Here is a 14,730-nt window from a genome sequence, read left to right as displayed (position 1 = left end):
TATAGCTCAGCTGGATGAATGAAAAGACGCAACCTTGCCTCTTACATTTAGCAGCTAAGTTAAAAAGCAATATGGAACGCGAGTATAGCTCAGCTGGTAGAGCGCAACCTTGCCAAGGTTGAGGTCACGAGTTCGAACCTCGTTACTCGCTCCAATCTCTCTGATACATTAAGTATCAACACAATGTGGCGGAATGGCAGAGTGGCCATGCAGCGGATTGCAAATCCGTCTACCTCGGTTCGACTCCGGGTTCCGCCTCCATTTTCTTCCCGATTTACCTGTTTCTAAATTCTTTTCCCAGTTGTTTCCAATAACCACACGTAAATCACGGGTATATCGTTTTTATATTGAATTCTCAGATCGACCAGCTCACCGCTGACACTTTCATTAATGGTAAATTCGCTGCTGGTGAGCAGGTATTGCCCCTGGTGGTGTTTTACTTCTACCTGCGCATCTATGGTGATCCCTTTGTTCTTGGCAAGCTCTGTCAGGGCATCCTGAATGGCAAGTTTGATAGCGGTGCTGAGCAGATTATCTGAGGTCATGGTGCCATCTTCACCAAACGCGCCTAAAACCAGGTGTCCACTGCGCTTCATGTCAGCCAGGGCGCTTGTTGTCGGTATACTTATAGCCTCCAGAGCATTTGGCCTATACAGACCGATTAGCGTGGAGCCATACTGACAGCTTTGGTGCAGTGCCAGCCGAGTGGGTACACCTTGTGCCGTTACTTTACCATTGCGATTAAAGTTTATTTCATGCCGCAAAGTACCATCACGATTGATTGCGCGCTCTTGCAGGTATTCCGTCGCATTTACCCGGGCCTGCAACAAAAAGCTCGCCACTGCTTTGGCATTGCGCTCACTGACTGAGATCTGCTGATGGGGCGATACCGTGTAGTAACTCACCCCCAGCACCTGATTGCGCTGTTCATTTTCACAAAGCCAGGCAGGCTGGCAAAGCGTAAAGTCACAGGGACGTACAGGGCAGTTGGCACTTTCTTTAAGTGGCATGAAGCTGACATAGCTGTATTGGGTATCCTGGGTATTGAAGGGCGCTGAGTAATAGACGGTATGACCGGAAGATAACACCTGTGTGGGTTCATCCGGTGTCACACCTTGTAGGTCGCTGCGCTGCAACTGAATGGCATGATAGGCCGCCAGCTTTTTGAGGGCGCGGGTCCTACTGGCCAGCTCTGAACCATTCGGAATGGCGCTGAACGGGGCCGCGGTGCCAATGAAGCCAAGTTGTTCGGCTTGTTTTGGCGACTGAATCCAGCAGGGCAGGTGTGTCTCCCGGTGCTTTTCGGGTGGCTGTGGAAGCGTTTTACAGCCGGTAAAGATTAGGGTGCCAGATAGCATGGCCCAAAGCAAAGGTGAATGCACAGTCGATCCTTGTGAATGTAGGTTACTGTCCATTCTCTCCCAAAGGTAAGTCGAATTCTACCATCAGGCCACCCTTTTCGCGGTTACGCAGTCTTAACTGTCCCTGATGTGCTGTGATGATGTCATGACACAGGCTCAATCCGAGCCCAGTACCCTGAGATTTAGTCGAGTAAAATGGCTGTAGTGCTTGATGTAAATTACCCGGCTGGATCCCACATCCGCGGTCAACGATGGCAAAGCGAAGCCGGCTTTGATCCCGAACCACCTGCACGGATATCTCGCTTTTATCACTGCCTGATTCGTGGGCATTTTTGAGCAAATTAAGCAACACCTGCTCTACCTGAGCAAGATCGAAGTCGCCGCTGTAATCGGGGATTGTGCCCAGTAGTGTAAAAGGGTAAAAGGTCTGCAATCTATCCAGAAGCGGTGCGATAGCGTGCGTTGCGCTGCTGGGGGCCGGTAAACGTGCATACTCTGCATAGCGCTGGATAAACTCGCTCAGGTTATGCGCTCGCTGTGAAATGGTGTCCAGCATGTCTGGCAGCAGCTCAAGGTGTTTTTGCTGGTTCAGCATAGTCTGTGCCGAGCTGGTCAGTGACTGAATGGGTGCCAAAGAATTGTTTAGCTCGTGGCTTATCAGACGAATGGCATTTTTCCACAGCATGATCTCTTCACGATTTTGCTCTGCTGAGACGTTTTTACAGATCACCAGTGTATGGGGCTGATAATTTAGAGTAACCTGTTCGATGCCAAGATAAAAAGTGTGCTTTTGCTCTTGTTGCTCGAAGCTCAACATACCTGTGTAACCCAGACTGAGTGCCTGGGCTAGTGGTGCGGGTAAAGCATCACAGGCCGTTTCGAGTTTACTGCCTGTGAGTGCACCGGCTTGTTTACTTAGTAACTGACGTGCAGCGGCATTGTGGTAAACAATGTGGTGGTGTTTATCGAGTAGCAGGGTCGCCATTGGTGAGGCCTGGACTATGCTATCCAGTACCAACTCTTTTTGATTGAGCTTTTGTTTTTGCTGCTTCAGGTTGGTTGTCAGCTGGTTGTAGAGCTCAATCAGGCTGGTTAGCTCAGGATCGGATGTTGGCGAGATCCGCAGTGACAGGTCGCCATCTTTGATACTCTTAATGCCATCTTCTAAAGTCGCCAGTACCCGCTGACGGTGGGCAGTTAAACGGCTCAGCAGGACGAGTAAAGTCAGTAAGGAGATGAGCAGAATCGAACAGCAGGCAATGATCACGGGGATTTGATGGTGCAAAGCCATCGTCAGCGCCATCAGTGCGCAAGTAAGCACTACAGTGCAGCTTAACAGGATCTGGCCCGCGAAAGACCAATGCAGGCGCACGTTCATCGCTTAATTCCAAATTTGTCCATACGACGGTACATCGCCTGGCGACTTAAACCAAGACTCTTAGCCGCATGCGTTACATTACCCTGGTGATTATCCAGGGCCTGGGTAATGTCCTCAATAGTAAATTCATGGCTTGCCAGCGTAGACGCCGATGCATTCAGGCCCAGGTCTGTCGCTTCAATGCGCTCTCCAGCCGCGAGCAGCTCGGCCCGTCCTATCACATTTTGCAGCTCTCGCACATTGCCAGGCCAGGTATATCGCTTCAACAAGCGTTGCGCGCCTTCACTCAGCGATTTGTGGCTGCTGAGGAAATGCATAGCGAGCGGAACAATATCGTCAGGTCGCTCAGCGAGGGGAGGAAGCCGCAGTTCAATCATATTCAGGCGGTAGTAAAGATCTTGTCTGAATTCTCCACGGGCGATGGCCTCATTCAGATCCGCATTGGTCGCACTGATCACCCTGACGTTGACTTTTTGCGTCTTGCTACTGCCAACGGCTTCAAACTCGCCGGTTTGCAGCACCCTGAGTAATTTTTGTTGTCCACAAAGGGGCAGGTTACCAATCTCATCCAGGAATAAGGTTCCGCCATCTGCCGCACTAAAGCGGCCTTCACGGCTTTTTGTTGCGCCAGTGTATGCACCGCTGACCACGCCAAACAGCTCGGCTTCGATCAGATCTGCGGGCAGGGCACCGGCATTGACGCGAATAAATGGTCTGTCCCTGTAGGCGCTGTTGGCCACCAGGAGCTCAGCGATTTTTTCCTTGCCAGCCCCATTGGGACCTGTGATCAAAACCTGGGCATCGGAATGTGCCACATGTGTTGCTGTTTCAAGCAAAGACAGCATATTCTGATCGGCGAAGACCAGTCCACAGAGGTCGTAATCCTGGCGAAGCTGCTCCTGTCTGACCTTAAACTGTTTTTTACTGCGGGTTTGAGCTTGCTGAAGCTGATACATTTCCAGCAAGTTGTTCACCGAGCTGAGGAGCTTGTCATCCTGCCAGGGTTTAGCAATATAATCAGCAGCCCCATGTTTAATGAGTTTTACGGCCATTTCCAGCTGGGCCCAGGCGGTTAGCAGGATAATTGGCAGATCCGGATTGAATGCCCGGATCTGATGATAAAGGGTTTTACCTTCTTCACCTGAAGTCGTGTCATGGGTGAAGTTCATATCCTGGATCACCAGATCGTAATCCTGTGACTGCAGCATGGCTAATCCCTGCTCTGGCGAACTCGCACCTTCGCAGTCGATATCGTTAATTAAAAAAAGAATTTTAAGCGCTTTGATAACATCAGTATTATCATCAATCACCAGAATTTTGTGCTGCATGGCGTTATTTATCGTTATTATTTTATCAGTATCAAGGGCTTTGCAGCCCTTGGTTCATGTTTTTGTGACTCTTGCAGGCGCTATCTTAGCGGCTTTACGAACAGGAATATAGACTGCCACTGCACTGAGCAACCAGACAGAGATGGCAACCATGACAGCCAGCCAGGGTTCTACCAGGCCTTGTGCTCGTAAATGAGTCACAAAATAATTGTTCAGCCATAAGGCTGCAAAACTGCCAAGCAGGATACCCGCCATGGCCAGCAATGCGTTTTCGATCAACAGCGTTTTAAGCACTGTGCTCTGGCTGGCACCCAGAGCGCGCAAAATACCAATGTCTTTTTTGCGAATAGAGACGGAAAATGAGACCAGGCCAATGATCCCAAATGTGGTGACCGCCACAGCGATCACACTGATCCCAATCATGATAAAGGCGAAGGTACTGCGGCCATCCCATAACCGCTTTTTTGCACGGGCAGCAAATTCTACTCGTTCTACTATGCGCCCACCTTGTTGGTACAGTGCGTCTTCAACGTCTTTTAAAATGGCTTCTGAGGTGCCTTTTTTGACTCTCAATAAATAGTTGACATCTGTGCTGCCAAATTGCGCCTGAGGGACAATCGTCGAGTGATACCAGTGTTGCTCATAGACGGCACTTTCGCCGAGCATTTTATTCGCATAGACCCCGACAACTCGATAAGGCAGACGCGCGCGTTGTAAATACACGGTTTGTCCCAGCGCACTTTGTTCTCCAAAAAGTGACTTCGCAAGGGCTTCGCTGATCAAAGCGACACTGGCAAACCGGCCCTGATCTGAACCCGCAAAGACAAACTCATTAGGATAGAAGTCCCGTCCTTGTGTGATAGTCAGGCCCAGAGTAGCAACGCCTTCAGAGGTGATGTCAAACTGCGCATTTTCAATACCAGCTTCTTCCTGGTCGGTAGTTTTATAAACCTGATTACTGCCCGAGACTGTGGCCAGCACCAGTTCATTGCTGGCATAAGTTACCTGAGTCACCTCTGGCAATGCACTGAGGTTGCTTAAATCCCGCTGGATCAGGGCTGATTTATCAACCTGGTTGTCAAACACCTTAGTGTAGACGTTGAGTATCTCATACTCGTCCAGGTGAGAGGGTATCAGCCAGTTTTTGAGCGTCCCATAGCTGATGAAGCTGGCATTGCCAACTATGGTCACGGCAATGGCTATCTGGATCAGGATCATCAGCGAGATATTACGGTGCTTAACAATAATTTTAAGTATATGCTTTAGTGACATCGTCTTATCCTCTTAGCTGAGCTGCGGGTGCTGTGCGACTGGCTTTGATAATGGGGTAGAGCCCGGCGGTAAATATTGCTATAAAAATACCCATGGCGGCTTGCAACGCAAATGGAATATCCATGCTGTACATGCGGCGTACCTGCTCGGCGTCGGCCAGGTAGTCCGCCTGATACAGGGCCAGGTGAAACATGGCAACCAGTCCAAATTGTGCCAGCAGTAATCCCAGCACAATGGCGGCACCACTGAGCATGCTGAGCTCCAGAAGCTGGATCTTCAGAATATATAGTTTGTTGGCCCCAAGTGCCCGATACAAAGAGACCAGCCTGGCGCGACTTTGGTTTTTTGCCAGCAAGATCCCTATGGTGTTGATAAGACAAATCGCAAACAGCAAATAGGCAAACTTAAGGTAGATCTGCTCCCAGTAAAGGTTGTCACTCATCCTGTCGTTCAGAGTCGCAAGTTGACTCAGGTAGAAGGGCTCGGCGTGACCAAAGCGGCCCAGAGTAACCTGTTGTTCTGCATAGTTACGTAGCCAAAGGGTGAGCTCTGCGTGGCTTTGTTCCTGGTTGTGAGGGACAAATTCTGCCCAGGCATGCAGATATCCACACTCGGCACTTTTTAATCCCTGTACATCGTCACGACGATAGCGACTTCGCAGTGGCTCGTCTTTGGTGCGGCATGGCATATAGCCGGTGCGGGCGATATTATTTGCATGTGCATACCCTAACGGTACAACAGCCATATCATTGATCCGGCCGCGAAAACGCATGTTCTGAAAACGACGCAAATAGGCAGACATATCCATTACACCCACTACCTCAAGCTGGCGATTGTTGATAACAACTTGCTGACCGACCGAGTTTTCACCGCCGAACAATAGATCGTTGGCTTTTTTATCCAATACAATGACGGCTGTGTTATCCATGTCTGCGCGCCAGGGTTCACCATAGATAAACGGAACCTGAAGTAAGTCAAAATATCCAGTATCTGCCGCCGAAGCTTCGGCTGTGACGGGTCTGACGCTGCGATCAGGCAAGTCGATGACGAACGACGTCGTATAATTCAATGACAATCTTACGCTGTTGTGATTTGCCCAGTCGGTATAAAGTGACTGTGCATCTGTGTAGGTAAGTGGTGGCACACTAAAAGGCGAGCGATTCTCATAATCGGGATCCATAAAGTTTAAGCTTACGTGGTAAATGCGATCGGCACGTTCGTCTATGGGGGAATGCCCACTGCGAGTTACTATGGTGCCCATAGTTAACAGCAGCGTAATGCCAATGGCCAGGTTGAGGACCATCAGCAAGGTCAGTTTGCGTTTTTGTTTCAGACCACGCCAGGCCAGTTGTACTAAATCCTTCATTGCAGTCACCTAAGAGATCAGTTCAACCAGTTCATTTTTATTGATGTCGCGCAGCTGACCATCGAGGATCTGAATATTTCGATGGGCACGCTGTGCCAGCTCATTATCATGGGTCACCATGAGTAAGGTGGTGCCTTGACGATTAATCTCCTCCAGCAGATCCATAACCTGTCTTGCCATCATAGTATCCAGGTTGCCGGTGGGTTCATCGGCGAGCAGAAAACGCGGCTGGCCCGCCAGTGCCCGAGCAATGGCGACCCGTTGTTGCTGACCACCACTTAACTGTGCGGGAAAGTGGCTGGCGCGGCCGCCCAGGCCGACTAGTTCAAGGCTGTCTTCAATACGCTTTTTACGCGCCTGAGCGGACAAGCCGCGGAAAATTAGCGGCACTTCGATGTTATCGTAAAGGTTCAGGTCGCTGATCAGATTAAATCCCTGAAAAATAAAGCCGATCTTTTCATTGCGCAAACGAGACAGCTGTTTATCACCTAATGTACTGACATCTTCTCCGTCCAGTTCGTAGCTGCCTTGTTCGAAGCTTTCAAGCAGCCCGGTAATATTCAAAAAGGTCGTTTTACCTGAGCCAGAAGGACCTGTCACGGCAATAAATTCGCCTTCTTCTACTGTGAAATTAACGTCTGACAGTGCGTGTGTCTCGACCAGCTCGGTGCGATATATTTTACTGATGTTCTTCATGCGTAACATGGGTATGTTCCTTTATTATTATTCGCTGAGGATCACTTGCTGTGATTGTCCGAAAGCAGCCAGACTTGAGATAATGATTGTATCACCAGGTTGTAGCCCCTGGGTAATCTCTACTTCTCTGACACTTTTGACACCCAGTGAAATAGGGGTTCTGAATGCGGAGTCTTGTTCAATTTTGTAGGCGGTGCGTGATGCGCCGGTTTCGACAAAGGCACCGCGCTCAACCTTAAGTACATTCTGTTTTTGCGCGATAATGATCTGAGCATTGACGCGTTGATTCTGACGTAAATTTCCGGGCTGCTCGGTAAAGCGGATCCGACCACGAACCTGGCCCTGCTCAACTTCGGGAGAAATAGCCACTAAAGTCGCACCGTAGTGTTCATTGTTAATTTGTACATTGGCTCGCAAACCAATGCCTAGCTCATCTGCGAGGTTTTCAGGGATATAGGCTTCGACCTCCAGCTCGTTGAGGTTAACCAGTGACATCAATTGCGTATCTCGCTGCACATGTTGCTTTTGCTGCACATTCAGTGTGCCGACAATGCCGGACAAAGGTGAATGCAAGGTCAGCGCTTCGACCTGGCGGCGTAATTCCTGTGTCAGGTGGCGCTGACGAGTGAGATTAAGTTCGCTACTTTTTAGCTCAAAGCTGAGTCGCTCTTGCGCCAGTTGCAGGCTGGCAATGGCATGGCGCTCATTCAGCTCTGCGCGTTTCAGAGCAACCTGAGTTTGTTCCAGTTCTTCTTTGGAGATGATCTGTTTTTCGATACTGGTGCGGGCTCTGGCCATTTCACTTTGTGCGGCCTCGAGCTCTACTTTGGCTAGTTCCATTTGTTGCGTGTTGTCCAGTTGCTGTTGTTTGATGGCGATTTTCTGGCGGCTCACTTCCATCTCCAGGCGTGCCAGGGTGGCTTCTTCCTGAAGTAGTTGGTTACGTAGTTCCGGACTGTCGATGGTCAGCAATGCTTGCCCGGCCTTAATTTCATCGCCAGCTTTGACAAACAAAGTAACAGTGCCGGCCGCAATGGCGTACATAGAGGGACTATCTGCCGCCATGGTACGCCCTTCCACACGCAGATCCTGGACCATATCGCCTCTCACTACGGTGGCTGTTCGTAAGGTTTGTAACGACACCACCTGATCAGCGCTGAGCAGTTGGTCGAAACTGTTGTAGGAAGCAGTTGCTGCCCCTATTAGCCCGATGGCCGTTGCCATCGCTAGCCACCAGCGGGGTAGTCTGCGTGTTTGCTGGATCACTTTGTCTTGTTGTCTGGTATCTCGGATCATGCCGGGTACGGCTCCTTGTTTTCTGGATTACACTTCCTATAACAAAATCAATGCCAAATCTTAAGTTTATGAAAATAAAGGTTTATTTTGTTTTTCTCTGTTGTGTTGTTATAGCAGCGGACGGACAGCGGACAGTACGCGGACAGTGGATGGGTGTCCGGACAGGTGCAAAGTGGTGAGCCGACAGAATACACTAGCATAGCTGGGTTGTTTCTGTACCATAGAGACATAAGCTAAGCTGCTGTTAATTAAGTGGTAATGGAGATACGATGATCCAACTTGATGAAGTCACCTTTAAGCGCCCGGATGGTATCGGGTACAGACATGTGTTGGATGGCTTGAGCTGGTCGGTGGCAGCCGGTGAGCAAGTCGCGTTAACGGGTGAGAGTGGTTCTGGTAAAACAACACTCCTCAATATTCTGGCAGGCTTGTTGACACCAGATGCCGGTTCTGTGTTGATCAATGAGCGGAAGATCAGTCATTACAACACCACTGAGTTGGCATTATACCGTCGTACAATTGGCATGATCTTTCAGCACTATCAGTTACTCAGCCCGCTCACGGTTGCTGATAATATGGCTTTCCAGGCACGTTTGAATGGTCGTTCAGTCAGCCATGGCGACATTGCGGCTATGGCAGAAAGACTGGGGATGGCAGCTAAGCTCGATGCATATCCATCGCAATTAAGTGGCGGGGAGCAACAGCGCGTAGGGATAGCCAGAGCACTGCTCAATCAACCTCGCATGCTACTGGCGGATGAACCCACCGGCAACCTGGATAGTGTGCGAAGTCAGGAAGTACTGGAGTTGCTGATGGCGCTGTGTAAGGAGCAGCATGTCAACCTGATCATGGTGACGCACAGTCGCGCACTTGCAGCGCAATTACCACGGCTGGTGGAGTTACGCGATGGGCGTATACATGAATGAGCTACGCCTGATCTTAGTCACCTATGGCCAGTTCTATCGGCGCCATAAAGGTCTGCTGGTATTGTTTCTGGTGGGTTTGAGTTTGGGCAGCGCCTTGCTCAGTGCAACACTGGGCTTAAATCAGGAAGCATCGCAGCGTTACACCACCAGCACAGCGCTGTTGTCACAACCGGTAAGTCATTTTATCCGCCCACCATTAGGGGAGAATGGTCTGGCTTTTTCGTTATGGCAGCGACTTACGGCAGCCGGGTTTAAGCAGGTCCAGCCGGTGCTCGAAGGGCGGCTAAGAACTGATGAAGGCCAGACACTGGCTGTACGGGGTGTCAATCTGCTGCAATGGCAAACCGCAGGTCCTTCAAAACCAGCAACAGATGAGTCGGTTGCGCAAGCAACACGAACTAAGCTGTTTGATACTGTGTTTTTGTCACCTCAGTTAAGTGCCCGGATGAAACTGGATGGAGCTGTGCTGCACATTGATGGAACGAGCTACCCGATCAGCCTGTTAGATGGGACGGGCCATTATGCCCTGATGGACATCAGTTTGGCGGATAGACTGTTGCAGGCGGGTGGACAGAGTAGCTACTTTGAAGTATCCGGTTTGAGTGAGTCTCAGTCACAACGCCTGATTACGCTACTTGGCACTGAAGCCAGACTGGAGTCTGCCCAGGCACAAACCTTCGATGCACTATCGGGGGCCTTTTTCTTTAATCTTCAGGCACTGGCCTTACTGGGTTATGTGGTGGGGGCCTTTTTAAGCCTCAATGCCATCAAACTTGCCTATCAGAGCCGTTTATCACTACAACAACAGATGGCTACGCTGGGCTGCCGTCAGGGTCAATTACTCAAGGCACTGTGTCTGGAAGTTTCTGTATTAAGCATTGTGGCGGCAACGCTGGGCAACCTGATTGGTGTCGTGATGGCCAATGCGATGATGGGTGACATCAGCACTGTGCTGGGGAGCTTTTATCAACTGGACCGCGCACTGACGGTGCAGTTCAATGCCTGGCTGGTGCTCGTGGGGAGTTTACTCAACCTGGCTATTTTGGCCGGATTTGTTATGTTACAAAGCCCGCTGGCACACCAGCTTTCCAGGTGGCTGGCACCTGGCCTGTTTTTCATGGCGTGTCTTGGCGGTCTGCTATTGTTGCATTTTGCACAGACTAAATGGCAAGCGCTACTTTTGTGTGTTTGCGTACTGCTGTTATTTTTTGCGCTCACTCCAGTGCTGGCAGGCCAGGTGTTTCGTGTTCGCTGGCCAACTCGCTCCCCTTTACTCGGCTGGCTCAGAGCTGACAGCCTGACCCAGTTACCCGCTTTATTGAGCTCTGTACTCGCGATTTTGATGGCGATGGGTGCAGCCATAGGTATGCAGGTGATGGTAGGGAGTTTTAGCAGTGCACTGGATGCACATTTGCAAACTCGCCTCAATGCCGATCTGTATGTCCGGCCCGATGAACCGACTTCCCAAATGCGTCAGGCACTGGCTGAAATGAGCGAAGTTGAGCAGGTCGGTGTGTACTGGTCAGCACAAAGCGAAATTACACTGGGAAATGACGTAATCCCCGCAACTATCATGAGCTTTGGTGAAGATCATACTTATCACCAGCATCTGACCCTGTTAAACAAACGGCCACTAGAAGCGGCACATCTGGCCAATACAAGCCAGCATATATCCTGCCTTATCAATGAACCCGGTCTGAGACGGCATGCTTTGAAAGTGGGCAGTATATTGGAGGTAAAGCAGGGCCCACGCGCATTTCATTGCAAGGTTAAAGGTGTGTTTTATGATTATGGTGAGCCCGGTATCAATCTGGTTGTAAGCTCGTCGGTCATAGTACAACAGGCTTTTTTGTATGAAGCGGTTGGCTTTATGTTGACGCTGCAAGATGGAGTTAACTCAGAGCGGATTGCTGATGTCATTAGTCAGCGTTGGTCACTGGCCGGACACCAGTTAATTCACAACCAGGTGTTTAAGCGCTTCGCAAAACAATTATTTAGCCAAACTTTTCTGGTTACCCATGCGCTGAACTTGTGCATTATGCTCATTGCTTTATTCGGTGTCTGGGTGAGCTTTCTCACTCTTGGGCGGCAGCAATTACACCCTATGGCCGTGTTACAAACGTTGGGCGTGACCCAGTGGCAATTATTTGCGCTTAAATTATGTCAGGCTGCGCTGATTCTGGGTATGACGTTGTTTCTGGCCGTGCCTCTGGGCATTCTGTTGGGCTGGGTATTGTTAGAATATGTGATGCCCATCGCCTTTGGCTGGAGTATGGCCATGGTGCTCAGTTGGGGCGACATTTTGGGATTCTGTGCTGTGATACTGTTACTGGCGCTGGTGGTGAGTGCCATCCCGTTGTTGAAACTGATCAGACGCAATGTGGCCGACAATGTGGCGCAGTTATAAGGAGTAACGAATGCAGTTTACCGGGTTAATTTTACTCATTATATTCGTTTTAACGGGATGCCAGCCCGATGCACCTGAAGCTAAAAAGAATAATGCAGCGATGGCTGTCCTTGGCCAGGAACTCGGTGAGCCGGTAAGCGCTGCGCACTCTCTGGTGTTTCCCCGCGATCATGGTGCGCACCCTGAACAGGGGGTGGAATGGTGGTACGTGACGGGAAATTTGAGCGCACAGGATGGCACACAGTTTGGTATGCAGTGGACCTTGTTCCGGGTGCTTGACCCAGGGTTTTCTGCTTTTCAGGGGTCGCCCTGGTGGGACGGCCAGCTGTACTTTGCGCATTTTGCCCTGCAGGACGGCCGTACCCATCATGCCTTTGAGCGTTATGGCAGAGCAGGGCAGGTCGAGATCCAGGCCAGTCCTTTTATTGCCCGGCTGGATAACTGGCAACTGGCAAGTCGGGAGAGTTCATTCTTACCTTTGCGATTACAAACCCGGGAATCAGGTTATGGCCTGGATATTACACTGGCAAACAGCCCGCAGGTGTTGCATGGCGAGCAGGGATACAGCCAGAAAACACAACAGGGTCATGCCTCCTTTTACTACAGTTACCCCTTTTTACAGGTGACGGGTACACTGACCTATGCGGACACACATTATGAGGTCACAGGTCAGGCCTGGCTGGACAGAGAATGGTCTTCGGGCCTGATTCACAGTCAGCACGGAGGCTGGGACTGGTTTAGTTTACAAAGCACGGAGCCTGGTCAAGGTGCGCTGATGGCATTCTGTACTCGAGATGAAGAACACGCTTATGCTTACTGCAGTGCCTCAGAGATATCATCGTCCGGAGAGGTTACTGCTTATCCCGACGAACAAGTCACTCTGACAGTGCTGGACAGAGCGAAAACGCACGACGTGACACATCCTGTTAGCTGGCAATTGCAGTTACCGGGCAAAGAAGCGGTGATCATTGATGCGCTGCAATCAGACTCTTTGAATACTTTGAGCGTGCCTTACTGGGAAGGCCGAATACGCAGCCGGGGTGGGTTTTCCGGGCGAGGGTATGGTGAGCTGTTCGGTTATTGAACATTCCCCGTGCAAAGTAAGCGGAATTGCTTAGATCTTCTCATAAGTTATTGTTATTAATGATAATGCATTGGTATAATACCCTTTTGTTAGATAGATAAGGACATTATGCCTGTTATGAATAAAGTTGTGTGTAACACGGCTGACGTTACTTTGTTTGCTCTGTGTATTGGCGGCGGTTCATTACTCCCTGACGGGCTCATCCCCGGGATGGCTGGGTTTATACTGATCAAGGTGATTTTACCTGTCCTGCTGTGTGTGGTGCTGCGTTACCTGTTTTTTAAAAGTGTGTCGGTTTCATGCGACAAGCCGACATGTAATGGTAAAGGGGTATTGGAATCAGAGACTGAGTTGGTGGATAACCCAGTTATCAGGGCTGTAATGATAAAGGGGCACAGGTGTACCAAGTGCCAGCATTTAATTCAAACAACCCTGGTGGGGCCTGCCACAAAAAATAATCAGTAATGGGTTATGCGGGCAGGCATACACTGTCGGTGCTTAGGTGTTACTCCCGATTATACAGGGGCATGGCGACCCCTGAGACGTCAGGGAACTCCACAACAGCGACTGGCGTGAAATCACTTTCGGCCAGGAAGAAAGTTGTCAGGCTGGCTCGTGAATGAATCGTAAACTCCCCCACAAATGGCATCATCCAGCCACTGTCACTTGATAGTACACCACTCAATTGCGGTACTTTACTGTAATCGGGTAACAGGTAGTCAGGAAGCACGTTATCACCAACAGAATGCAGTGGCAGGTTGACGCCAATCTGACGGGTGTAGGACACATCCAGCATGGACTGTCCTGTATACTGGTTGTTCAGGGTTAACGTATGCTGACGTGGCGTGATGGTAATCGACACATCGGCTGCTTGTTTGGGGTAGCCCCAGATCTCGCGGCCAGCTCTGATTGCTACTGGGTTATCAAGCATCAGGTGCTGGTTATAAAGTGCATAATTATGTGGTTTTCCAGCAGCTTGCTGTGCGGCGTTTGCCGCTGCCAGTGCTGCCAGCACTTTGCCGGTAAAATCCAGTTGAGCACTTGGCTCGGTCATATCACCCGGACAGGGCAAAATGGGGTCGACACTGCCACGACGCTTAACATAAAAGCTTGAGATGGTTTCGTTATAGGCACCCGCCGGGCTGGCGGTAATTTTTTGCGTATACAGCGCGCCAATGCCTTTCGATGCGGTGCCTTCGCAATGCAGCCGGACCGGCTCCCATTGCCAGTTCCATAAAAAGAACTGTGCAACATTCGCATCAATCAATCCAACGACAGCACTGGTGGCTTCACCTTGCACATGAAAGGGCATATCGACGGGTGTGCCATCCGAGAGGTAAGTGGTACTGGTTATTGGATAAGATTCGCTAAGATCCGCGGCATAGCTTGCAGTGCTCAGCGATATTATAGTGCCGAGCAAGAGGGATTTGATCTTCATCATAGATCCTTTTTAGTTATGGTTTTCCTTTAAAGTATTTTGCCGGATACACACTGATTTAGGTACGAAGTGTGTAAAAGCGGGACTAGGTTAGCATGGCGCAATGAAAAGTAAATGAAATGAGCTGACCAGAGAAGATCAGGGACGGCTGACTCAAATGTATACGAGTGTAAACCAA

12 protein-coding genes and 2 tRNA genes are annotated in these 14,730 nt (G+C 50.1%); 6 read left to right on the top strand and 8 right to left on the bottom strand.

All coding sequences use genetic code 11. The features are described 5' to 3' along the window. The first annotated feature begins 78 nt into the window (after window positions 1–78). Window positions 79–154, top strand: a tRNA-Gly gene (locus tag CWB99_RS14570). Window positions 155–187: 33 nt separating this feature from the next. Further along, a tRNA-Cys gene (locus tag CWB99_RS14565) sits at window positions 188–261 on the top strand. Window positions 262–284: 23 nt separating this feature from the next. On the opposite strand, the gene CWB99_RS14560 is transcribed toward CWB99_RS14565, so the two are convergent. From CWB99_RS14560 to CWB99_RS14530, 7 genes are read right to left on the bottom strand one after another with little or no spacing between them, the layout of a single operon-like run. Then, window positions 285–1,382, bottom strand: a complete 1,098-nt coding sequence (locus CWB99_RS14560) for a hypothetical protein (protein WP_171045353.1) — start codon at window positions 1,380–1,382, stop codon at window positions 285–287. 22 nt (window positions 1,383–1,404) lie between these two features. Further along, window positions 1,405–2,739 (bottom strand): sensor histidine kinase, encoded by a 1,335-nt coding sequence (locus tag CWB99_RS14555; RefSeq protein WP_138552914.1) that lies wholly within the window; start codon window positions 2,737–2,739, stop codon window positions 1,405–1,407. After that, complete coding sequence (locus tag CWB99_RS14550; RefSeq protein WP_138552915.1) at window positions 2,736–4,067, bottom strand: sigma-54-dependent transcriptional regulator; 1,332 nt, start codon at window positions 4,065–4,067, stop codon at window positions 2,736–2,738. The genes CWB99_RS14555 and CWB99_RS14550 overlap by 4 nt, the downstream gene beginning before the upstream one ends. Window positions 4,068–4,121: 54 nt before the next feature. Further along, window positions 4,122–5,339, bottom strand: a complete 1,218-nt coding sequence (locus tag CWB99_RS14545) for an ABC transporter permease (protein WP_138552916.1) — start codon at window positions 5,337–5,339, stop codon at window positions 4,122–4,124. Window positions 5,340–5,343: 4 nt separating this feature from the next. Then, the gene (locus tag CWB99_RS14540; protein WP_138552917.1) at window positions 5,344–6,705 is read right to left on the bottom strand and encodes an ABC transporter permease; all 1,362 of its coding nucleotides are present in this window, start codon (window positions 6,703–6,705) and stop codon (window positions 5,344–5,346) included. 9 nt (window positions 6,706–6,714) lie between these two features. Beyond that, window positions 6,715–7,410 carry an ABC transporter ATP-binding protein gene (locus CWB99_RS14535; RefSeq protein WP_138552918.1) on the bottom strand — a complete coding sequence of 232 codons (696 nt, stop codon included), beginning with the start codon at window positions 7,408–7,410 and terminating at the stop codon, window positions 6,715–6,717. Between the two features lie 18 nt (window positions 7,411–7,428). Continuing rightward, window positions 7,429–8,697 carry an efflux RND transporter periplasmic adaptor subunit gene (locus tag CWB99_RS14530; RefSeq protein ID WP_138552919.1) on the bottom strand — a complete coding sequence of 423 codons (1,269 nt, stop codon included), beginning with the start codon at window positions 8,695–8,697 and terminating at the stop codon, window positions 7,429–7,431. Window positions 8,698–8,966: 269 nt separating this feature from the next. Here CWB99_RS14530 and CWB99_RS14525 point away from each other — a divergent pair, with 269 nt between their 5' ends. The 4 genes from CWB99_RS14525 to CWB99_RS14510 all read left to right on the top strand — a co-directional run bounded on the left by CWB99_RS14525 (window position 8,967) and on the right by CWB99_RS14510 (window position 13,579). After that, a complete protein-coding gene (locus tag CWB99_RS14525; protein ID WP_138552920.1) occupies window positions 8,967–9,623 on the top strand; it encodes an ABC transporter ATP-binding protein in 657 nt (218 codons plus the stop codon). Then, the gene (locus CWB99_RS14520) at window positions 9,616–12,030 is read left to right on the top strand and encodes an ABC transporter permease (RefSeq protein ID WP_138552921.1); all 2,415 of its coding nucleotides are present in this window, start codon (window positions 9,616–9,618) and stop codon (window positions 12,028–12,030) included. The genes CWB99_RS14525 and CWB99_RS14520 overlap by 8 nt, the downstream gene beginning before the upstream one ends. Before the next feature lie 10 nt (window positions 12,031–12,040). Further along, window positions 12,041–13,114 (top strand): lipocalin-like domain-containing protein, encoded by a 1,074-nt coding sequence (locus CWB99_RS14515; protein ID WP_138552922.1) that lies wholly within the window; start codon window positions 12,041–12,043, stop codon window positions 13,112–13,114. Between the two features lie 117 nt (window positions 13,115–13,231). Further along, window positions 13,232–13,579: a hypothetical protein gene (locus tag CWB99_RS14510; RefSeq protein ID WP_138552923.1), complete on the top strand. Its 348-nt coding sequence runs from the start codon at window positions 13,232–13,234 to the stop codon at window positions 13,577–13,579. A gap of 40 nt (window positions 13,580–13,619) precedes the next feature. On the opposite strand, the gene CWB99_RS14505 is transcribed toward CWB99_RS14510, so the two are convergent. Then, on the bottom strand, window positions 13,620–14,555 hold the full coding sequence (locus tag CWB99_RS14505; RefSeq protein ID WP_138552924.1) for an acetoacetate decarboxylase family protein: 936 nt from the start codon (window positions 14,553–14,555) through the stop codon (window positions 13,620–13,622). Window positions 14,556–14,730: the final 175 nt, after the last annotated feature.

The organism is Pseudoalteromonas rubra, from assembly GCF_005887095.1.
GTDB lineage: Bacteria > Pseudomonadota > Gammaproteobacteria > Enterobacterales > Alteromonadaceae > Pseudoalteromonas > Pseudoalteromonas rubra_E.
This window is presented reverse-complemented; position numbering and strand designations above follow the sequence as displayed.